The following is a 21,121-nucleotide window of genomic DNA, read 5'->3' as shown; positions in this document are numbered from 1 at the left end:
CAAGCCCGCTCCCACAGGTTTGCGTACACCTGAATGACCTACGAGATCCCACATGAAAAACGATGACCTGCGCGCCGACCGCGATGACCTGGATGACCTGGATCGCTTCACCCCCCGCGCCCCGGCCAAACGCGGCAACAACCTGGTAATGCAAGTCGCTGCCGGTGTATTCCTCGGCGGCCTGGCCCTGTGGCTGGTGCAACTGGGCGCCACGATGCTGTATGCCAAACTGATGCTTGGCACCATTACCTTCGGCGGTTAAGCCAGTTCGGACGCACGCTGGCTGGCAGCGTCGTCGTAGGCGACATACAGCGATTCGGCGATCTGACTCTTGATCGCCTTGGTGCTTTCCAGCCCCAGGACGAAACCTTCGGCCTTGCCACCCGCACGGTTCAATGCTTCAGCGGTGCCGGCCTGAGTGATGGCGTCAAACAACTTTTCGGCATGGGGGCCGACACCCTTGGGCAGGCTGATCTGAGAGATGCTCATGGGTGCACCCCGTGGTGTCGAGGTTGGAGGATCGAATGATTCATGGCGCGTACCTTTTCGGCGAATGGCCGGCAGCGCGTGTCACCACTTCCGGGCGGCCATGGTAGACCTCTGGGGCGATCCTGGTAACCGTCAATCGCCGCTAAACCACCGCCCGTCCCGATAATTCGCTCCATTTATTATTCGATGCTTGACTTCTCTTTTTGAATCAGTAAGATACGCGCCATTCCGCGATAGCTCAGTTGGTAGAGCAAGTGACTGTTAATCACTGGGTCCCTGGTTCGAGTCCAGGTCGTGGAGCCAGACAGCAACACAAAAAAGCCCCTGAATCGAAAGATCCAGGGGCTTTTTTGTGGCCGATATAAATATCAAAAGATCGCAGCCTGCGACAGCTCCTACACAGGCTGCGATCTTTTGATCCATAAAAAAAGCCGATCTGTCCATTCAACAGATCGGCCCTTTTTTCAGTCGCTGCGAACGTCAGACATGCTCACTGCTTTTCGCATGCACCGCGTGTGGCTCGCCATGCCCGTGGTCCACCTCAACCACCGGAATCTCCTTGCCGTCGCAATCGTGCAGTTTGCCGTCGCTGAAGTAGTCCCCTTCGCGCAACGCTGCCAGATCCTGATAACGCAGCACCCGCTCGGTACCGGCCGCAAACACCGATTGCTGGTCGGAGTTACCGGCAGTGAGGTGGTTGAAGGTCAGGTTCAGCACGATGGCCATGATCGCCGACGAACTGATGCCCGAATGGAAAATGGTCGCGAACCAGCTTGGGAAGTGATCGTAGAAGCTCGGTGCCGCGATCGGGATCATGCCGAAGCCGATCGAGGTGGCAACAATGATCAGATTGACGTTGTTGCGGTAGTCGACCTTGGACAAGGTCCGGATGCCGCTGGCCGCGACGGTGCCGAACAGCACGATGCCGGCACCACCCAGTACCGAGGTCGGCACGGCGGCGATAACCCGGCCCATGAAGGGCAGCAAGCCGAGGAGCACCAGGAACAGACCGCCAGTGGCCACCACATAGCGGCTCTTGATGCCGGTGACCGCCACCAGCCCTACGTTCTGGGCAAAGGCGCTCTGGGTGAAGGATCCGAAGATCGGCGCGAACATGCTCGACAGCATGTCGGCGCGCAGGCCATTGCCCAGGCGCTTGGAGTCCACCTTGGTGCCGATGATCTCACCGACCGCCAGAATGTCGGCCGAGGTCTCCACCAGCGTCACCATCACCACGATGCACATCGACAGGATCGCAGCAAAGTGGAAGGTTGGCATGCCGAAGTGGAACGGCGTCGGGAAGCCGAACATCGGGCCCTGGGTCACTGACGAGAAATCCGCCATGCCGAGGAACACCGCGATCACTGTACCGACGACCATGGCCAGCAGGATCGACAGGCGGGAGATGGTCGCACTGCCGATTTTGCTCAGCAGCAGCACCAGCACCAGCGTCACCGCCGCCAGACCGATATTCGCCATGCTGCCGAAATCCGCTGCGTGGCTGTTGCCGCCCATGGCCCAGCGCGCGGCTACCGGCATCAGCGTCAGGCCGATGGTGGTAATCACGATGCCGGTCACCAGCGGCGGGAAGAACTTGGTGATACGCGAGAACACCGGGGTTATCAGCAATCCGATCAGGGACGCCGCTATCACCGCCCCCAACACCGACTGGAACCCGCCCTCCCCGCCACTGCTGACAATCGCCACCATGGTCGCGACGCCGGAGAAGGATACGCCCTGCACCAGCGGCAATTGACAACCAAAAAACGGTAGACCCAGGGTTTGCAGCAGCGTTGCCAGCCCCCCCGCAAACAATGAAGCAGCAATCAACAAACCGATGTCCGCTGGCGAGAGCCCGGCCGCCTGGCCGATGATCAATGGCACAGCGACGATACCGCCATACATGGTCAGAACATGTTGCAGGCCATAAGCCATATTCGCGCCGATCCCTAGGTTTTCGTCCTCGGGCCGTTGGTGTGAAACATGGGGCGTTTTCATGGTAGGGGGTTCCCTGGTTTTTGTTATGCGCACACTGTATGCAAGACATAGGACAAATGTCTATAGAGTTGTATACAACTTATCAGTCACAAAATGGATACTTGTCCATTCCCGCCTGATACCCACCCTCCTGCCCCCGCCAAAAACCTTGAAATACATCCCTCGCTGCCTCCCCCCCAGTGCTGACTAGTCTTTCGAATTCCTGGCGACCATCGGTATGACTCGCCTCTTTTTTATACATATAAAGTATGCATAATGAAGCCATTCGACATTCAGTTCCACAAGGCAAAGAACGCAGCCAACAAACTCAAGCACCAAGGCATCAGCCTCGCAGAGACTGAAGCGGTATTCCATGACGAACGAGCGCTGACCATCGAGGACAACCACCACGATGAACAACGCTGGATCACCCTGGGGCTGGATGCCAAAGGCCGTTTGCTGGTCGTCGCGTACACCTGCCGCGATCCGAATTTCGTTCGAATCATTTCCGCGCGCATCGCCACCAAAAGCGAGCGCCGTCAGTATCTGGAGACATGACAGATGAAAGACGAATACGACTTCAGTGACGCCAGGCGCGGGGCCGTGGCGCCCGCCAAAGGCAAGACCCGCATTACCATCATGCTCGATGACGCCGTCATCGAAGCGGCCCGCGCACTGGCAGAACACGAGGGGTACGGCTACCAGACGGCGATCAACAATACGTTGCGCCGGGCCCTGCTCAACGAAGGCAAGACGGCAAAACTGAAACAACCCCTCACGCCTGCCGAACTCAAGGGCCTGGAGCAGAAACTGGCAGAGGCCTTGCGCGAAATCCAACGGGTGATGGCGCCGGGTGTTCAGCCCTGAAGCGCAAAGGGCCGATCAATCCGACCCGCCCTTTGTGATGTCTGCGATCAGCCCGCTATTGCGGCGCTGCGATCAATCGCTCCAGCGTCTTCACCAATTGCGCCTGCTCCGGTACGCGGATGCCGAACTCACTGCCCAGCAGCCCAATCAGTTCCTGCACATCCGTCACCTCCCGCCGCTCGCTGTCATGGCCGATCCGGTGAATAGCGAAGCTGCCGTTGTTGAGCGTACGGCGCCAGCCCTCCCCGGTGCGCGCCACCATCAACTGCCTGGCGAAAGTCGACTCGGGGTGGGTCGAGACGTACCAGTTGCCCACAGCAAAATCGATATCTTCCTGGCGTTGCAGGTCGAAGATGTACATCGCTCGCCATTCACCGGCCACATTGGCGCGCAGGGTAAAACCGTCGACGTGCAGGTCGATGCGATACGGCTCGTGCGGGGTGAGTTGTTCGGCGCGGGAATCGAGCAGCAGTGGCGCGGTCGGCACCATGCCGCCGAAGCCGACGTCGGTGATGTAGCGTACGTCGTCAATGATGACCAGGCTCAGGCGATGGGTCCGGGCCGTCCAGGCGCCCTCCGGTTGCCCCATCACCACCCGACCGCTGATGGCGCGGGCGTCGAAACCCAATTCCTGAAGCAAGGCCAGAAACAGCTTGTTGAGTTCGTAGCAGTAACCGCCACGCCCCGCGTGCAAGACCTTCTGCTCGATGGACGGCAGGTCGATCAGCACCGGTTCGCCGGACAACGTGGTGAGGTTTTCAAACGGGAAAACGCCGGTATGGCGCAATTGCAGCTGGCGCAAGGTTTCCAGCGTCGGTGCCGGGGGTGCATCGAACCCCAGGCGTTGCAGATACAAAGCACGGTCAGTCAGGCGTGGCTCGCTCATCGTTCAATCCTTTTGCACGCAAGCGGCGGATTGCTCCGCCAATGGTCGCTATGTATACGGGATCGGGTACGGCCACCGACAATTGATTTAGCCAATCGCTCGTCAGGAAAAACTCAACGCCGCTTGCGCGAACCCAATTGAATCCAGGTCGGCGCATGGTCGCTGGCGTGGGGCTCATTGCGCACCCAGGCATCTACCCCGGCGTCTTGCAGATACGGACTCAAGGCCGGGTTGAGCAGCAAATGATCAATGCGCAGGCCGGAGTTTTTCTGCCAGTGCTGGCGGAAGCAATCCCAGAATGTGTAGAGCCGATCCTGCGGATGCAAGTGCCGCAATGAATCGGTCCAGCCCTGCTCCAACAAGCGCTGGTAGCACTCGCGACTCTCCGGCTGCAGCAAGGCGTCCTTGAGCCATGAGCGCGGGTTATAGATATCCAGGTCGGTGGGCACCACGTTGTAGTCGCCCGCCAGCACCACCGGATGCTCACTGCCTTGAAGTGTCTGCGCATGACGGATAAGCCGTTCGAACCACGCCAGCTTGTACTCGAATTTCGGCCCCGGCTGTGGGTTGCCGTTGGGTAGGTACAGGCAACCCACCAGAACCCCGTGGACCGCGGCTTCCAGATAACGACTGTGCTTGTCGCTGTCATCGCCGGGCAACCCGCGCCGGCTCTCCAGCGGCTGCGCATCCCGCGCCAGGATCGCCACGCCGTTCCATGACGCCTGCCCCTGCCAGATAGCGCCGTAGCCGAGCGCTTCAAGCTCGGCAGCCGGGAATGCGCTGTCCACTGCCTTCAACTCCTGCAAGCAGGCGATGTCCGGTTTTTCCCGTTCAAGCCAGGCCAACAGGTTGGGCAGCCGGGCGCGCAGGCCATTGACGTTGAACGTGGCGATCCGCAGCTTCTTCATGAATGGACACTCCTGAAGGCGAGGTGCCTGAACTGTGACACCTGCCCCTTTCGGTGGTTGCATCCGTGGTCCCGGGGGCGGCAGCACCTTGAGCGCAAGCTTGTCGATTCGAGGGTGTCCGCAATTTCCCGTCCGGCACAGATCAAATGTGGGAGCTTGCTCGCGAATGCGCAGTGTCAGCCAACATCAATGCTGAATGGGCCGACGTCTTCGCGAGCAAGCCCGCTCCCACAAGATTCTCGCTTGGCCATGGATCGGTGGCCCACCAGGGCCCCGCGCCACTCGTCAACCGGATCGGCACCTACCACGTGCCCTGTCACACTGACATCAGGCAATGACTCATCCTGGAGACGACCATGATGAACATAAAAATGACTTCGCTGCTCATGGCCACATGGATGTCGGCTACGTCCGTGGCCATCTTTGCTGCGTCCGGCGAGGGGCCTGGTACGACCAGTACGGCACCCGGCGCCACCCGCAGTTCAACCATGCTGCCAGACAGCAACAGGCCCAGCGATCCCTCGGGTAACAACGGGCGCGCAAAGAGCCCCGGCTCGTCAATGGGCAGCACCGGCGTCAATGGTCCGGGCAGTGGCGCGGGTGGAGGCACCGGTGCACCCGGTGGCGGAACCGGCGGTGCTGGCGGCGGCACGGGTAGCTGGACAGGCAAAGGCAACCAATGACATGCCGCCATTGGCCGCTTTTTGTCAGCTGATACCTACATCGGCTTGATCGCCGGCGGGTTCCATTGGCCATTCAACGCCTCGGCTTTCGGGCCGTACAAGCGCATGGTCAGATTGAATGAGCCTTTGGGCGCCGGCAGCCAGTTGGCCTCCAGATCCTTGCCGGGGCTTTCGTTCTGGAAATAGAGGTCCAGCGAGCCATCGGCGTTGTGCTTGAACGGCATCCAGCTACTGACTGCAAAACGGTTGAGTGAGTTGCCGACCTGGAAACCTTGCGGGTCGTACAGGGTGATCGACCAGAAAGCGTTAACCGGTGGTGTCTCGCCCTTGCTGAAATGCAACACGTATTTGTGCGCGCCATTGAGTGGCTTGCCGTTGCTGTCGCCGATATTCAACGGATAAATCGCGTCCTCGGGCAGGTTGGCGCCGAGCCCCACCTGCGTAACGATGGCACGCTTGAGGTAATAGTTGCCGTAGACGCCCATGGTGTCGGTGTTCATCGACCAGCCATTGACCTCCCGTGCCAGGGTCGGCACTTTCCAGGCCATCAAGGCCTGCGCATCCTGGGGCACCCTTTGCAGCACGGCCTGGATTTGCGGGTCCAGCGCGTCCATGCTGAACGACTTGCCGACTTCGATTCCAAGGCGCTTGATCTGCGCCAGCATTGGCTGGTCGGTGCTGTGCGGCGGGTTCACCTTCAGCAACTCGGCAGCGTAAGTGAAGTAATCGGCAGCCGACATGGAGTCGACCTGAATCTTCGGTGGCGTTTTCATGTCCACCGCAGGGTCGACTTTCACGGTGACGGCTTCAGGTTCCTTACCTAAGCGCGACAACGGCGTCACCGTGTAGCCGGCCTGGATCTTGTGCACCGCCGCGTAATCCTCTGCACCGTCAGTCTTGGTCCTGCCGATGACCCAGACAAAGGGCGTTGGCGCCGGCAGATGGCTCATCCCGGCAGGCACCGCGCCCGCCCAGCCCGGTGGCGTCACGAGGAATTGTCCGGCCTCGGTGCCCGTGGTGCGCCAGCCCGGCGATGCGAACACGTCGCTCCACATATCGAGCATTGGCAGCAGGTAGAAGCGTCCATCGGTATTCGGCGCAGCGATCACCAGCGGCTCCTTGCTCAAGTCCAGCCAGGCAATCGAATACAAGGTGTCGAAGTTTGAGCGCACCACCCCTTTGAAATCGGCTGGTGGGTACTGCGGCACACTGACAAACATGTTCATCGGACCCTTGCCGAATTCCTTGCCCGGCTCAATGTTGGTGAATTGCTTGCGGGTGACGTCCATGCTCAGCAGCGGGTAAAAATAGATGTAGGCATCCACGCCGATGGCATGCGCTTCTTCGGCGGTGATTTTCGGTTGCGCTTGGCTGACCAGCGGAAAAATGGCAGCGGCTGCGACGGTCAGAGCAACGGCTGTCAACGTTTGAAGTAGCAACATGTTGGCGATCGTCCTTACGTGGGGGAGCCTGCCGGGTTCGACAGCGCTAACGGAACTCTAGACGATCAATTCTGACGGACCCGGAAGACGGACCACCGGCAGCAAAAGCACTTCAACGGTCGGAGCGCATCAACGCCTCGCCAGCCCCGGCCATCGACAACGTAGCCACGCGGTTCCGTCCCGAATGCTTGGCCTGATACAACGCCGCATCCGCCCGCTCGACAAACACGTCCATGCTGTCCCGGCCCGCGGGCACGAACGAATAGCAACCCAGGCTGACCGTCACGTAGCCATTGGGCGAGCCGGTGTGAGTGATGTTCTTGTCGATGACACTGCGACGAATCTGCTCGGCAATCGTCATGGCGCCATGGATGTCGGTGTCGGGCAGCAGCACCGCAAACTCTTCACCGCCGTAACGCACCGCCAGATCGGCCTTGCGGTGGCAGCAACTCTTCAGCGCGCGTGCCACCTCGGCCAGGCAGTGATCCCCCACCACGTGGCCGTAGGTGTCGTTGTAGCGCTTGAAGTAATCGATATCGAGCATGATCAGGCTCAAGGAGCTTGCCTGCCGGGCACCGCGCCCGAACTCGACGTCCATCGCCCGCTCGAACAACCGGCGGTTGGCCAGGCCGGTCAGGCTGTCATGCGTGGCGATCAGCTCCAGTGCTTGCTGGGCCCTGCGCAAATCCGACTCGACCTGCTCGCCAACACGCACCTGATGCAGGAACACCCACCCGAACAGCCCCACGCCCAGCAGCACCAGGGCAACGATGAGGCTGGAGCGGAACGCCGTGTCGTACCAGTCCGCGAGAATGGTCTGCGTGGACGACGCCGCGGCGACCACCAGCGGGTACGCCTCCAGCTGGCGGTAACCGTACAGGCGTGTCACTCCATCGATGATGGACGTGAACATCGCATTGCCTGAGTTGGCCAGTGGCAGGAACTTCTGGAAGATCTCGCCCTGGGCCAGCGACACGCCGATCTGCGCTTCTACAAAAGGTCGACGCGCCAACAAGGTGCCATCGGTCAGGCCGAGAAACATCGAGCCGTTGTCGTCCAGGCTGAAGCTTTTGAAGAACTGGTCGAAGTACGACATCTTGATGCCGGCCAGCAATACGCCCTGGAAATGCCCGTTCCTGTCGTTGACCCGTTTGGAAATCGGGATGATCCACTCGCCGTTTTCCCGACTGCGGATGGCCGGGCCGATATGCGCCACCGACGATACGTTCTGCTGGTGATACTTGAAGTACTCGCGATCCGCGACCCCGGTCCCCCGGGGCAGGTTTTCAAACGAGGTCACCACCCACTGGCCCTTCTGGTCGAACAACAGGATGCCGTGCAATTGATCCAGTGCCAGCACCCGCCGGGCAAAGGTCTGCTGCAAGCGGGGGCGCATGTCCTGGCCGAAACCGTCGACCTGAATCCAGTCCACCAGGCTGGTCAGCACCAGGTCAGCTTTCATGAAGGTGTCTTCGGCTTGCTGCGCCATGGCCCGCGTCAAGTTCGAAGACGCCACTTGCGCCAGGCTCAGGTCATGGCGACGGGACTGCTCCAGTTGCAGGTAGAGCAGACCGCACAGGCACAGGCACACCGTGGCAATGAACAACACCGCGGCCTTGCGCAGCGGTATGCGTTTCAATACAACGCCAGGGGCGTGGTCCGGGTTGTTAAAGCGCGTGGGCAAACGTTCATCCTTTCGGGGGCAAGCATGGACAACGGCCCAAAGCCCTCAGTTTTTGTGGGCCGTAGTTTACGGGGTTATCCACGACAAAGGGGCAACCACTTGCCCGGCGGTCTCACGCCTGCCCGGTGATGGTGGTGCAAACATGACCCAGGGCAGCACTGCCTGCGCCTCAACGAGCTACGATTAGACTGACCTCCATACAGGGAATCGACATGAGCAAGGCAGACGAGCTCGCTGCAAAATTGAAACAGACAGGGCTGACCAGCGCGGATCAGGCGATCGATGGCTGGCCGGGCCAGGTCTACGAACTGTATCAACGGATAGAGCACTGGCTGCTGCCCTTGACCGAAGCGGGCCTGGTCCTGCGGCGCAACGCCACCCACGTGATCGAACGTCATGCCGATGGTGACACTTACGATTACGCCATCGACCAGTTGGTCATCGCCGGCAACGGGCACAGCATGACCTTTGACCCGGTTGCACGCTTCACCGCCGATGGCGAGGGACGCGTCGAGATTCACTCCCCGGGCAACGAGTTCGCCCTGTTGCGCACCTTGGACGAACACGGCGAAACACACTGGTGGCTACAAACGATCGAGCAAGCCACGGCTCAGCTGGATGCGGTGGCGCTGACAGAAAGTGATCTGCTTGTCGTGGTGCAACAAGGGTTGGCGCTTTAGGAAGGTTGCCAAAGGGTTCGGGAAACTGTAGGAGCCAGCTTGCTGGCGATGGACTCGAGTGCGCCGCGTTTATCCAGTTCACACGCGTTATCGTTAACGTCCATCGCTGGCAAGCCAGCTCCCACAAGGGGTCGTGCCCACGCTGAAACTGTAGGAGCCAGCCTGCTGGCGATGGACTCGAGTGCGCCGCGTTTATCCAGTTCACACGCGTAATCGTTAACGACCATCGCTGCGATGCGGCGACCCGACAAGCCATCTCCCACAAGGGGTCGTGCCCACGCTGAAACTGTAGGAGCCAGCTTTGGTTACTGTTGGCCCTGCCCCGTCACCACCAGCGGGATCTCTGCCCGACGCAAGTCCAGGGGAGGCAATTTCGTCGGCTGACTCAAGCCCTGCAACACCCGGGTGTCGTAATCATAAATGTCCGGCTTGAACGTCACCCGCCCGTCATTGCTCAGGTCCACGGTCCAATAGGCCAGAAGCACCGGCACCTTCACCGGCAGCTGGATATTCTCGGTCCGGCCATTGGCCAACTGTTTTTGAATCCCGGCACTGTTCCAGCGCACCGGGTCGTTGAACAACAACTCGACCAGTTGCAGCGGGTTTTCCACGCGGATGCAACCCGAGCTGGTGGCCCGCACCGTCTTGGCAAACAGCTCGCGGTGCGGCGTGTCATGCAGGTAAATCGCATAGTCGTTGGGGAAGCGGATCACCACCTGCCCCAACGAACTGTCGGGCCCGGCATCCTGACGCAGGTGGATGCCTCGCGGGTTGCTCCAGTCAACGTCCGATGGATCGAGTACATTGCCTTCGCGATCAAGCACACGAATCCGGTTGGCCGCCAGATAGCCAGGATCGTTCTGGACTTTCGGAATCACGTCCTGCTTGAGGATGGTCGGCGGCACGGTCCAGGTCGGGTTGAACGTGATGTAGGTGATTTCGGCCTGGAACACCGGCGTACTGCGCACCGGCTTGCCGACCTGCACCCGCGAACGCCAGATCGGCAGACCGTCGCGGTACATCGCCACCTTGTAGCCAGCGATATCGACGATCACGAACGTGCCCTGAAGTTTGTACAACAGCCAGCGGGCGCGCTCCATGTTGACCCGCACCTGATCGATCCGCGCCTCGACCGGCACGTTCAGCGCCGCCAGCGTCGCCGCCCCCGCCACGCCGTCGGCTCCCAGGTATTGCTCGGTCTGATACTTCTTCACCGCTGCAATGACCTTGTCGTCGTAACCGGTTTTTTTCGCCAGGTGCGGGTCCAGGTACCCGCCCGCCACCAGGCGCGCGCGCAATTGTCCGACCGCCACCCCATCCATGCCGGGCTTGAGCGATTGGCCTTCGGTGACTTTCGGCCAGCCACCCGCATCACGCACCTGGCGCAACCGGGCCAGGCCTTCGCGCAAATTGCGGTAAATCTCTTCCTGGGGAGGCGCCTCGGCGAATGCACGTGCCACGTCATGGGCATCGAGAGCGGCGAACAGGTTGTCCATGTCATCGCGGGCACCGCCACCGGAAGGATCGAAATTCCAGTGAATGTCCAGCCGCGACGGATCGACCTTGCCCCGGCGCAATTGCAGCAGCGCGGTGATGAAGGTACGCGTGGCCGCCATGTCGAACATCGCCCGCTGCGCCGTGGAAGGCATGGCGGCCATCAGCGATTCATGGGCCTGGGCCAGTTCGGTGATACGGAAATCCGTCGGGGTCAGGCCGTCGATCCGGGTGTCTTCGAGACTCTTGAGCAACTGCACCACATCACGATCATCCGTCCACGCGGCGCGATAGTTGCGATGCATATAGAAATCCAGCACCACCCGGCTGACGTCCGCACGCTGATTGCGCCTTGCCGTGAGCAACGGCGGAAAGGCCGAGCGCAGCGGTTCCAGCGTTGCCTGAATCGCCTGGCCGACCGCATCGTCGGGCGCCGCGGCATCGCTTATGCTGCTCGCGGCAGATACCGGCTCAATCGGCGAAGTTTGCGCAAATGCAGCACCGCTGATCAGAAAGCCCATAAAAAAAATGCGGCTTATGACGAATGACCTTGTTAATTGCACCATGGATAATCCTTAATCCCCTGATTCAACGGCGCCAGCTTTGCGCTCGCTGCTAGACTCGAAATTATCATGATGAGACCCGACTATGGCGCTAAACCGCTTTGGCCTTTTATTTGCCATTTTACTGACGTGCCTATCAGTAACGTCAGCCTACGCCGATTCGCTTGAAAACGCGCTGGTCAAAGCAGCACCAGGCGCCGACGCCAAAGTGATTGCCCTGGCCGTTCGCGCCACCCAATGCAGCCGTGCCCAAGGCGTCGCCCCAGCGCAAAGGCTGGCGGTGATCGATTACTCCCTGCCTTCGACCGAACAACGCCTGTGGGTCTTCGACCTTAAACGGCGCAAGTTGCTGTTTCACGAACTGGTCGCCCATGGCCGCAACAGCGGCGAAAACATGGCCACGCTGTTCTCCAACCAGAATGAAAGCCACGCCACCAGCCTCGGTCTGTTCCGCACCCAGCAAAGCTACCTCGGCCAGAACGGTTACTCGCTGCGCATGGAAGGCCTGGAGCCCGGCTTCAACGACAACGCCTTTGACCGGGCCATCGTCATTCACGGCGCGCCCTACGTCAGCCCGGTGCTGGCCCGCGCCAATGGCCGCATCGGCCGCAGCCTGGGTTGCCCGGCCGTCAGGCCGGCGATTGCCCATCGGCTGATTGATTCGATGAAGGACGGCCAGTTGTTGTTTTCCTACTACCCGGACCAGCGCTGGTTGAAGTCGTCCTCCTACATCAACTGCGGCGACACCGTAGCCTCGAGGGAAAAGCCCGCTTCAAGCCAGAAAGCAACGTCCAACCTGTCAAAACTGTAATCCCCGCCTCAGCATGCTGAAAGGCACCGCCCGCTAGCCTCGTCGACAAGTTCAACAGGCTGACGGGCGGAACACACGGCATGCACTCCCACACATCAAGACGCACCTTCGTCAAAGGCCTGGCCATCGGCGGGCTCTTCGGCGGCCTCGGGTTATGGCGCACGCCGGTCTGGGCGATCAGCAGTCCCGGCGAACCGCAGGTGTTGGCCGGTAATGATTTCGACCTGTTCATCGGTGAATCCCCGGTCAACTTCACCGGCACCCCGCGCACTGCACTGACCATCAACGGTGGCATTCCCGGCCCGCTGCTGCGCTGGCGTGAAGGCGATACGGTGACACTGCGGGTACGCAACAGACTCAAGGACAGCACCTCCATTCACTGGCACGGCATCTTGCTGCCGGCCAACATGGACGGCGTGCCGGGCCTGAGTTTCAAGGGCATCGAGCCGGGCGGCCTGTACGTCTACCAGTTCACGGTGCGGCAGAACGGCACCTACTGGTATCACAGCCATTCGGGGTTCCAGGAGCAGTCCGGCGTCTACGGCCCGCTGGTAATCGACGCCAAGGACCCGGAACCGTTCCAGTACGACCGCGACTACGTGGTGATGCTCAGCGACTGGACCGATGAAGACCCGGTCAGCCTGATGAAGACGCTGAAAAAACAGTCCGATTACTACAACTTCAACAAGCGCACCGTGGGCGACTTCATCCACGACGTCAGCGAAAAAGGCTGGGGGCCGACCGTCGCCGATCGCACGATGTGGGCCGAGATGAAGATGAACCCCACCGATCTGGCGGACGTCGGCGGCGCCACTTACACCTACCTGTTGAACGGCCAGGCGCCCGACATGAACTGGACCGGGGTGTTCCGCCCGGGGGAAAAGCTGCGGCTGCGCTTCATCAACGGCTCGGCCATGAGTTACTTCGACGTGCGCATCCCCGGCCTGAAAATGACCGTGGTCGCCGCCGATGGCCTCCATGTCAAACCGGTAAGCGTCGACGAGTTTCGCATTGCCGTGGCGGAAACCTTCGACGTTATCGTCGAACCGACCGAAGCGGCCTACACCCTGTTCGCCCAGGCGATGGATCGCACCGGCTACGCACGCGGCACCCTGGCGGTGAAGGCGGGATTGATAGCGCCGCTGCCGGCACTGGACCCACGCCCCCTGGTGACCATGGATGACATGGGCATGGCCGGCATGGACCACGGCAGCATGGCGGGCATGGATCACAGCAACATGGCCATGGGCGACATGCCCGGCATGCAGTCCCACCCGGCCTCGGAAACCGACAACCCGCTGGTGGACATGCAAGCCATGTCCACTGCACCGAAACTCGACGACCCCGGCATGGGCCTGCGCAACAACGGGCGCCGCGTGCTCACCTACTCCGACCTGCGCAGCACCTTCGAAGACCCGGACGGCCGCGAGCCTGGCCGCACCCTCGAACTGCACCTGACCGGGCACATGGAAAAATTCGCCTGGTCGTTCAACGGCGTGAAGTTCTCTGATGCAGAGCCCCTGCGCCTAAAGTACGGCGAGCGGCTGCGGATCGTGCTGGTCAACGACACGATGATGATGCACCCCATCCACCTGCACGGCATGTGGAGCGACCTCGAAGACGAGAACGGCCAGTTCATGGTGCGCAAGCACACCATCGACATGCCACCAGGCTCCCGGCGCAGCTATCGGGTCACGGCCGATGCGCTCGGCCGTTGGGCCTATCACTGCCATCTCCTGTACCACATGGAAATGGGCATGTTCCGTGAAGTTCGCGTGGAAGAATGAGGCACACCCCATGATTCGATTCACCCCGGTTTTTTTCGCACTCGTGACCTCCACGGCGATGGCCGCCAACGACGACATGCAAGGCATGGATCACAGCCAGATGGACCACAGCCAGATGCAAGGCATGGATCATAGCCAGATGGACCACAGTCAGATGCAGAGCATGGACGAAGGCCAGATGCAGCCCGCTGCCCCCAGCGAAAGCCGTACGCCGATCCCGGTGCTGACCGATGCCGATCGCGCGGCGGTGTATGCCGACCCCGCCGGCCACCATGTGCACGACAACACACTCAATTCATTTTTCCTCGCCGACAAACTCGAATGGCAGGACGCCGATGACGGCAGCACCCTGGCCTGGGATTTGTCCGGCTGGGTCGGCGGCGACATCGATCGCCTGTGGCTGCGCTCCGAAGGCGAGCGCACCAACGGCGTGACCGAGGATGCGGAAATCCAGGCCCTGTGGGGCCACGCCATATCCCCGTGGTGGGACGTGGTCAGCGGCGTGCGCCAGGATTTCAAACCCGGCGCCCCGCAAACCTGGGCCGCCTTCGGCGTGCAAGGCATGGCGCTGTACAACTTCGAGGCCCAAGCCACAGCCTTCATCGGCGAAGGCGGCCAGAGCGCCGTGCGGCTGGAGGGCGACTACGACATCCTGCTGACCAACCGGCTGATCCTGCAGCCGACCGTCGAACTCAACGCCTACGGCAAAAACGATCCGCAACGGGGCATCGGCGCGGGGCTGTCCAACACCGAAGCCGGCCTGCGCCTGCGCTACGAAATCCGCCGGGAATTCGCGCCCTACCTCGGCGTGACCTGGAACCGCACCTACGGCAACACCGCCGACTACGCCAACGACGAAGGCGAGGATCGCAGCGAAGCCCGCCTCGTGCTCGGTGTTCGGATGTGGTTCTGAACAGACTCACCCAAAACCAACAACAACCGCTTCGAGCGGTAAAGGATCTTGCATGCGCATCATCAAACCCACCGCCGTCGTTATCGCGTTACTCAGCGGCCTGCTCATGAACACCCTCGCTCAAGCCCACCCCAAACTGCTCGCCTCCACTCCAGTGGAAGGCGCGGAAGGTGCGCCGCCCGACAAGATCGAACTGCACTTTTCCGAAAACCTCGTCACGCAGTTTTCCGGCGCCAAACTGCTGATGACCGAAATGGCCGGCATGGCCCACGCCCCGATGCCGGTCAAGGCCAAGGTCAGCGGCGGCAGCGATCCGAAAACCATGCTCATTACCCCGACAACACCTTTGACTGCCGGTACCTACAAGGTCGAATGGCGCGCGGTGTCGTCGGACACCCACCCGATCACCGGCAACGTCACGTTCAAAGTGAAATGATCGATGAGCGACCCGGCCAACGTCGTTCTGCGGTTTGTGTTGTATATGGATTTGATGCTGTTGTTTGGCGTGGCGCTGTTCGGGCTGTACAGCTTTAAAGAACAGCAACGGCGATCCGGCACGGTGCTGTCCTTTCGCCGATGGCTGACGGGAACTGCCGGTCTCGGTGCACTGCTGTCCATCGCCGGCATGGTATTGATGGTCCGCGTCATGAGCGGCGAATCAGACCTTGCCGAGCTAGGCCCTCACCTCGAGATGATGCTGTTCGAGACAGACGTCGGGATGGCCTGGGCCGTGCGGATGATTGCGTTGGCGGTCGCAGGTCTGGCGGTGACGCTCAACCCACGCGCCCCCGGCCTCAGCCTGGCAATCGCCAGCACTGCCGGCGGCATCGCCCTCGCCAGCCTGGCCTGGAGCGGCCATGGCGCCATGGACGAAGGCAGCCGTCGTTACTGGCACTTCACCACAGACATCCTGCACCTGCTGGTGGCGGGCGCCTGGCTCGGCGCGTTGCTGGCGTTTGCATTGATGGCGCAACCACGGGCCCTGCAAACCGAAGCACACATACGCTTGCTGGCTCACGCCGTCAGGCGATTCGAGCTTGTCGGTGCGCTGGTCGTCATGATCATCACCGTGACGGGCGTGGTGAACTACCTGTTCATCGTCGGGCCGAGACTCGATGAGGTTTTACTCAACCACTACGGAACTCTGCTGGCGATCAAAGTGCTGCTGTTTGCCGGGATGCTGGTGTTGGCGGCGCTGAACCGCTTTCATCTTGGCCCCTTGCTGGAGCGGTCTTTGCGCGAGGGCCAGTATCGCGTGGCAGCCCATGCACTTCGACGCAGTGTGGTAGTGGAAATGGCCGCGGCAGTTTTGATTGTGGGGTTGGTGGCGTGGCTGGGGACGTTGAGCCCGGAAGTGGAATGAGCCTTCTTCAGGGGGCATTGATTTTTCACACCGGTGAAAGTTTCACTACACTCCCCCCTTCAAAACCACTCCAGCACAAAAGCCCGATAACAATGACGAAAATCAAAAGAGCAATGATGCTCGGCGGCTTGCTCGCACTCTCCCTTGGCGCCCAGGCAGAACCTTCGCATCTGGACAGCGTCATGCAACAGGGACAACTGCGCGTCTGCACCACCGGCGACTACAAGCCCTACACCCTCAAGGCCGAGGACGGTGCGTATTCCGGCATCGACATCGCCATGGCCCACACCCTGGCCGACAGCCTGGGCGTCAAGGTCGAGTGGGTGCCCACCACCTGGAAAACCCTGATGCCCGACATGCTCGCCGGCAAGTGCGACATCGCCATGGGCGGCATCTCGGTCACCCTGGAACGGCAGAAAAAAGCCTTCTTCAGCAACATCCTCGACGTCGACGGCAAAATCCCGCTGGTGCGTTGCGAAGACCAGGCGCTGTACCAGACCGTCGAACAAATCAACCAGCCCTCGGTTCGCCTGGTCGAACCCGCCGGCGGCACCAACGAAGCGTTCGTCCACGCCTACCTGCCCCAGGCGCAATTGCAGCTGCGCGATAACCTGAGCATCTTCCAGGAACTGCTGGATAAAAAGGCTGACGTGATGATCACCGATGCGTCGGAGGCGCTGTATCAGCAAAAGCTCAAACCGGGCCTGTGCGCCGTCAACCCGACGCACTACATGCAATACGGCGAAAAAGCCTACTTGCTGCCCCGTGACGACATCACCTGGAAGCTGTACGTCGATCAGTGGCTGCACCTGGCCAAGGCGACGGGCAATTATCAGAAGATTCGGCGGCAGTGGCTGGCGGTGCCTGAAGGCAACTAACGGCATGCCAAGGCGCCTGGTCATGACTTGTTAAATCGCGTTACATCCTTGAAACTACTTTCGCACCGGTAACAGGCCGGTCACAGCAAGACGCGTTGATAGGCGCACCGAACGATAATCCGGTCGATGCCTCGACCGAGCAGAACCCTCAAATAAGGACAGATAATGAGCAGCACGGATGAATTGCAAACCTACAATGTCAGCCCGAAATGGCAGGAACGTTTCGCTTTTTTTGATCAGTACGGCGGCCCCAAAAGCCCTGACTTCAAATTGGGCTTCAAACAGCTGCCAGCGCGCAAGCGCATCCTGATCAACCTGAACTTCATCGCATTCTTTTTCGGGCCGATCTATTTCTTCGTGCTTGGACTGTGGAAAAAGAACCTGGCAATCATCGCGATCATCATTGCCCTGTCCTTTGTCCTGGCATTGATTTTCACCCTGCTGGGTTATGAAGAAGCCCCCAAGGCCCTCAACAGCGGTATGAATATCGTCTTTGCACTGATGTACGGATTGAGCGCCAACTACGCCTACTACCTGAAACAGGTAAAAGGCTCGCAAGGCTGGAATCCTTTTGAAGGCCTGAGGATGGTCTGAGCCTCCCCCGGATAGCAAAACGGTGGAAATCACTCCACCGTTTTGCGTCACCGATCAATCCTCGTGCAACAACCCCGCACCATACTCGCCAAAACTATTGCCCAGCGCACTGCCATGGAAATTCATCTGGTTGGCATTGCTGTGGGTGGGTCCCGGACCAAAGCCGGCCGGCTGCACCGAGTCAGCCGAATAATCGCGATGGGCACTCACACCCGAACAGGCGCTCAACAGCACGGCACCTGCGATTAGCGAGACCTTGATCAGGTTTGCGAACATTTTTTTATTCCTGTGGATTGAGGCGTGGGGACATGACCTTTGGCGGTTATCCTATGCCTCACATCAACGAAACATCATGAAACTTTTCGGCAAGTCAGCGTTGGTTCAGGAACCGTGCGCACCTGGAGATCTGTCATCCCAATTAACTTGGGGATCAACATTATCCAACGCCCGATTCACCAACAACTCCCCCACCACCGCCAACTGCTGAATCGACAGCGCCAGACTGCGTGGCGAGCCTTCGAGCTTGCAGGCCAGATCGGTTGTCAGGACGTTCAGCGACGCAAGGGTTTCGCAGGCGTGGCACAGCAAGGTTTCGGTGTCGACGTCGGGAAGGATGGTAAAGACGTGACAGATGGGGTCGGCATGATTGGGGTTGCGCAGGCGTTTACTGACGATGCGATGGCTGGCTTCGGATAGCTGGTCGAGATCAAGTGAGTCGCAAGCTGCTGAAGCAGCCGGAGGATCAGGCGTGATTTTTTTCATTGTTGTCGTTCCTAGAATTGAATGAAGGAACTGCCAGCATCACTTCCACATGATGGGGTGGCAGCTGTGCGCAGGTGTGGAAGACCGGGGATCTAGGAACCCGGCGCACCCGAAGGTGCCCCGCGCACAGCCGCCATAATTTAACAGCAGACATGAAAAAAGCGCCTGCCTAAATTCAGGTGGCGCCTGTGCGCCTAGATCTTGTGAAGGGCTTCCACACCCTTGTCGCTGAATGTGCAGCGACGCAAAAAGGCTATCCGGGTGGCTGAGGCAGTGCAATGTGGGCGATGGGGACGTGTGTTGCGGGAAATATCCGACATTTTCGTACTGAGTTAAACAGACCTGATTGCCGGCATTCGGACTCCTGAGCCCCGTCTTCCCATTCCTGATAAACTCCCCCACCTCCCAGCCTCACCGATTCCAGATTGCCAATGTCCGCAGCCAACGCTTCACCCGCCCCGCTCTCCCGCCGTTTCTCCGTCGCGCCGATGATGGACTGGACCGACCGCCACTGCCGCTTTTTCCTGCGCCTGCTGTCGAAAAACGCCCTGCTCTACACCGAAATGGTCACCACCGGTGCCTTGCTCAACGGCGATCACGAGCGTTTTCTGCGCCACAACGAGGCTGAGCATCCGCTGGCCCTACAGCTTGGCGGCAGTGTGCCGCTGGACCTGGCGGCGTGTGCGCGCATGGCGCAGGAGCATGGTTACGATGAGGTGAACCTGAATGTCGGCTGCCCGAGCGATCGGGTGCAGAACAATATGATCGGCGCGTGCCTGATGGGGCATCCGCAGTTGGTGGCCGATTGTGTGAAGGCGATGCGGGATGCGGTGTCGATTCCGGTGACGGTCAAGCACCGTATCGGGATCAATGGCCGGGACAGTTACGAGGAGTTGTGTGATTTCGTCGGCACGGTGCGGGATGCCGGGTGCACCAGTTTTACCGTGCATGCGCGGATTGCGATTCTGGAGGGGTTGTCGCCGAAGGAGAACCGTGACATTCCGCCCCTGCGTTATGACGTGGCGGCGCGGCTGAAGGCGGATTTTCCTGAACTGGAGATCATTCTCAACGGCGGCATCAAGTCGCTGGCGGCCTGCCACGAGCATTTGCAGACGTTCGACGGCGTGATGCTGGGCCGCGAGGCGTATCACAACCCTTATGTGATGGCCGAGGTGGATCAGCAACTGTTCGGCAGTACGGCGCCGGTGATCACCCGTGCCGAAGCACTGGCGCAGTTGCGGCCGTATATCGCGGCACACATCGATGCCGGCGGTTCGATGCACCACATCACGCGGCATGTGTTGGGGCTGGGCACCGGGTTCCCGGGGGCGCGCAAGTTTCGGCAGTTGTTGTCGGTGGATATCCACAAGGCCAAGGAGCCCCTGGCCTTGCTGGATCAAGCGGCCGGGTTGCTTGAAGGGCGTTGATGCCCGGTTGTTCTCGCCATTCAAGCCAGGCGGTTCGATCCGCCTGGCTCGCCTGTCAGCTGGCGGCCGCCGCCGTCCAGTTCACCCATCCGAATGCCCAGGTCGCCAGGATCAACAATCCGAACACAATCCGGTACCACGCGAAGGCGGCATAGCTGTGGTTCGCAATGAACTTGAGCAAGCCGCGCACGGCGACCATGGCGAAAAAGAACGCTATGACGAAGCCCAGGGCGAAAACCGCCAGGTCGCCGGCCTGGAACAGCTCCCGGTACTTGTAGCCTGAATACACCGCCGCACCGACCATGGTGGGCATCGCCAGGAAGAACGAGTACTCGGTGGCGGCCTTGCGCGACAGGCCAAACAGCAACCCGCCGATAATGGTCGATCCGGAACGGGAAGTGCCCGGTATCATCGCCAGACATTGCGCGAAGCCTACCTTCAACGCATCCGGCCAGCGCATGTCGTCGACATGGTCGATGTGCACCACGTGGTCCCTCTGCTCCGCCCACAACATGACAATGCCGCCTACGACCAATGCGACGGCCACGGTGATCGGGTTGAACAGGTAGTGATGAATCTGGTCGGCGAACAAGACTCCCAGGACGACGGCCGGAAGAAAGCCGATCAGCAAGTTCAGGGTGAAGCGCTGTGCATTGCGTTGGGTCGGCAGTCCTTTGACGATCTCTGTAATCTTGCGGCGAAACTCCCAGACTACGGCAAGAATGGCGCCCAGCTGAATTATGATATTGAACGCCATGGCGCGTTCACCGCCAAACTCCAGCAAGTCCGCAACAATGATCTGGTGGCCCGTACTGGAGATGGGCAAGAACTCAGTCAGGCCCTCTACCGCGCCCAGTACCAACACTTTGAAAAGGGTCCAGAAATCCATCAATCCTCCGTCAGACCGTTCTTT

General features: G+C 60.3%; 23 protein-coding genes and 1 tRNA gene. 14 read left to right on the top strand and 10 right to left on the bottom strand.

What is annotated here, in order from left to right; genetic code table 11:
- Positions 1-52 precede the first annotated feature (52 nt).
- Positions 53-262 (top strand): hypothetical protein, encoded by a 210-nt coding sequence (locus tag ACEN83_RS09680; protein WP_116582049.1) that lies wholly within the window; start codon positions 53-55, stop codon positions 260-262.
- On the opposite strand, the gene ACEN83_RS09675 is transcribed toward ACEN83_RS09680, so the two are convergent.
- Complete coding sequence (locus ACEN83_RS09675; protein WP_116582050.1) at positions 259-489, bottom strand: hypothetical protein; 231 nt, start codon at positions 487-489, stop codon at positions 259-261. The genes ACEN83_RS09680 and ACEN83_RS09675 overlap by 4 nt on opposite strands.
- Before the next feature lie 227 nt (positions 490-716).
- Between ACEN83_RS09675 and ACEN83_RS09670 the strand changes: the two genes are divergently transcribed.
- A tRNA-Asn gene (locus ACEN83_RS09670) sits at positions 717-792 on the top strand.
- Between the two features lie 177 nt (positions 793-969).
- On the opposite strand, the gene ACEN83_RS09665 is transcribed toward ACEN83_RS09670, so the two are convergent.
- On the bottom strand, positions 970-2,487 hold the full coding sequence (locus tag ACEN83_RS09665) for a nucleobase:cation symporter-2 family protein (protein ID WP_007978657.1): 1,518 nt from the start codon (positions 2,485-2,487) through the stop codon (positions 970-972).
- 255 nt (positions 2,488-2,742) lie between these two features.
- Between ACEN83_RS09665 and ACEN83_RS09660 the strand changes: the two genes are divergently transcribed.
- Positions 2,743-3,024 (top strand): BrnT family toxin, encoded by a 282-nt coding sequence (locus ACEN83_RS09660; RefSeq protein WP_495580117.1) that lies wholly within the window; start codon positions 2,743-2,745, stop codon positions 3,022-3,024.
- A gap of 3 nt (positions 3,025-3,027) precedes the next feature.
- Complete coding sequence (locus ACEN83_RS09655) at positions 3,028-3,333, top strand: BrnA antitoxin family protein (protein ID WP_495580116.1); 306 nt, start codon at positions 3,028-3,030, stop codon at positions 3,331-3,333.
- A 55-nt stretch (positions 3,334-3,388) separates the two neighbouring features.
- On the opposite strand, the gene ACEN83_RS09650 is transcribed toward ACEN83_RS09655, so the two are convergent.
- Both ACEN83_RS09650 and ACEN83_RS09645 read right to left on the bottom strand, forming a co-directional pair.
- Complete coding sequence (locus ACEN83_RS09650) at positions 3,389-4,219, bottom strand: arylamine N-acetyltransferase family protein (RefSeq protein WP_495580115.1); 831 nt, start codon at positions 4,217-4,219, stop codon at positions 3,389-3,391.
- A 113-nt stretch (positions 4,220-4,332) separates the two neighbouring features.
- A complete protein-coding gene (locus tag ACEN83_RS09645; protein WP_495580114.1) occupies positions 4,333-5,127 on the bottom strand; it encodes an exodeoxyribonuclease III in 795 nt (264 codons plus the stop codon).
- A gap of 356 nt (positions 5,128-5,483) precedes the next feature.
- Between ACEN83_RS09645 and ACEN83_RS09640 the strand changes: the two genes are divergently transcribed.
- The gene (locus ACEN83_RS09640; RefSeq protein ID WP_495580113.1) at positions 5,484-5,810 is read left to right on the top strand and encodes a hypothetical protein; all 327 of its coding nucleotides are present in this window, start codon (positions 5,484-5,486) and stop codon (positions 5,808-5,810) included.
- A 35-nt stretch (positions 5,811-5,845) separates the two neighbouring features.
- Here ACEN83_RS09640 and ACEN83_RS09635 read toward each other — a convergent pair whose 3' ends face one another.
- Positions 5,846-7,252: a DUF1254 domain-containing protein gene (locus ACEN83_RS09635; protein ID WP_495580112.1), complete on the bottom strand. Its 1,407-nt coding sequence runs from the start codon at positions 7,250-7,252 to the stop codon at positions 5,846-5,848.
- A 112-nt stretch (positions 7,253-7,364) separates the two neighbouring features.
- On the bottom strand, positions 7,365-8,936 hold the full coding sequence (locus ACEN83_RS09630) for a sensor domain-containing diguanylate cyclase (protein ID WP_495580111.1): 1,572 nt from the start codon (positions 8,934-8,936) through the stop codon (positions 7,365-7,367).
- A gap of 212 nt (positions 8,937-9,148) precedes the next feature.
- On the opposite strand from ACEN83_RS09630, the gene ACEN83_RS09625 reads away from it, so the two are divergent.
- Positions 9,149-9,616 (top strand): hypothetical protein, encoded by a 468-nt coding sequence (locus ACEN83_RS09625; RefSeq protein ID WP_116582057.1) that lies wholly within the window; start codon positions 9,149-9,151, stop codon positions 9,614-9,616.
- 305 nt (positions 9,617-9,921) lie between these two features.
- On the opposite strand, the gene ACEN83_RS09620 is transcribed toward ACEN83_RS09625, so the two are convergent.
- Complete coding sequence (locus ACEN83_RS09620) at positions 9,922-11,676, bottom strand: L,D-transpeptidase family protein (RefSeq protein ID WP_495580110.1); 1,755 nt, start codon at positions 11,674-11,676, stop codon at positions 9,922-9,924.
- An 82-nt stretch (positions 11,677-11,758) separates the two neighbouring features.
- Here ACEN83_RS09620 and ACEN83_RS09615 point away from each other — a divergent pair, with 82 nt between their 5' ends.
- The 7 genes from ACEN83_RS09615 to ACEN83_RS09585 all read left to right on the top strand — a co-directional run bounded on the left by ACEN83_RS09615 (position 11,759) and on the right by ACEN83_RS09585 (position 18,019).
- Positions 11,759-12,484, top strand: a complete 726-nt coding sequence (locus ACEN83_RS09615) for a murein L,D-transpeptidase catalytic domain family protein (RefSeq protein WP_495580109.1) — start codon at positions 11,759-11,761, stop codon at positions 12,482-12,484.
- An 80-nt stretch (positions 12,485-12,564) separates the two neighbouring features.
- Complete coding sequence (locus ACEN83_RS09610) at positions 12,565-14,271, top strand: copper resistance system multicopper oxidase (RefSeq protein ID WP_495580108.1); 1,707 nt, start codon at positions 12,565-12,567, stop codon at positions 14,269-14,271.
- Between the two features lie 10 nt (positions 14,272-14,281).
- A complete protein-coding gene (locus tag ACEN83_RS09605) occupies positions 14,282-15,184 on the top strand; it encodes a copper resistance protein B (RefSeq protein ID WP_116582061.1) in 903 nt (300 codons plus the stop codon).
- 52 nt (positions 15,185-15,236) lie between these two features.
- Positions 15,237-15,620, top strand: a complete 384-nt coding sequence (gene copC, locus ACEN83_RS09600; RefSeq protein ID WP_116582062.1) for a copper homeostasis periplasmic binding protein CopC — start codon at positions 15,237-15,239, stop codon at positions 15,618-15,620.
- A gap of 3 nt (positions 15,621-15,623) precedes the next feature.
- Positions 15,624-16,547, top strand: a complete 924-nt coding sequence (copD, locus tag ACEN83_RS09595) for a copper homeostasis membrane protein CopD (RefSeq protein ID WP_495580107.1) — start codon at positions 15,624-15,626, stop codon at positions 16,545-16,547.
- 116 nt (positions 16,548-16,663) lie between these two features.
- Complete coding sequence (locus ACEN83_RS09590) at positions 16,664-17,425, top strand: transporter substrate-binding domain-containing protein (RefSeq protein WP_495580861.1); 762 nt, start codon at positions 16,664-16,666, stop codon at positions 17,423-17,425.
- A gap of 165 nt (positions 17,426-17,590) precedes the next feature.
- On the top strand, positions 17,591-18,019 hold the full coding sequence (locus tag ACEN83_RS09585) for a DUF2628 domain-containing protein (RefSeq protein WP_116582067.1): 429 nt from the start codon (positions 17,591-17,593) through the stop codon (positions 18,017-18,019).
- A gap of 54 nt (positions 18,020-18,073) precedes the next feature.
- On the opposite strand, the gene ACEN83_RS09580 is transcribed toward ACEN83_RS09585, so the two are convergent.
- Positions 18,074-18,295 carry a hypothetical protein gene (locus tag ACEN83_RS09580; protein WP_116582068.1) on the bottom strand — a complete coding sequence of 74 codons (222 nt, stop codon included), beginning with the start codon at positions 18,293-18,295 and terminating at the stop codon, positions 18,074-18,076.
- Positions 18,296-18,400: 105 nt separating this feature from the next.
- Complete coding sequence (locus ACEN83_RS09575; protein WP_495580106.1) at positions 18,401-18,781, bottom strand: DUF6124 family protein; 381 nt, start codon at positions 18,779-18,781, stop codon at positions 18,401-18,403.
- Between the two features lie 431 nt (positions 18,782-19,212).
- On the opposite strand from ACEN83_RS09575, the gene dusA reads away from it, so the two are divergent.
- On the top strand, positions 19,213-20,208 hold the full coding sequence (dusA, locus tag ACEN83_RS09570; RefSeq protein ID WP_495580105.1) for a tRNA dihydrouridine(20/20a) synthase DusA: 996 nt from the start codon (positions 19,213-19,215) through the stop codon (positions 20,206-20,208).
- A gap of 55 nt (positions 20,209-20,263) precedes the next feature.
- On the opposite strand, the gene ACEN83_RS09565 is transcribed toward dusA, so the two are convergent.
- Positions 20,264-21,097, bottom strand: a complete 834-nt coding sequence (locus ACEN83_RS09565) for an undecaprenyl-diphosphate phosphatase (RefSeq protein ID WP_495580104.1) — start codon at positions 21,095-21,097, stop codon at positions 20,264-20,266.
- Between the last annotated feature and the right edge of the window lie 24 nt (positions 21,098-21,121).

Source organism: Pseudomonas sp. Pseusp49, from assembly GCF_059491875.1.
This window is presented reverse-complemented; position numbering and strand designations above follow the sequence as displayed.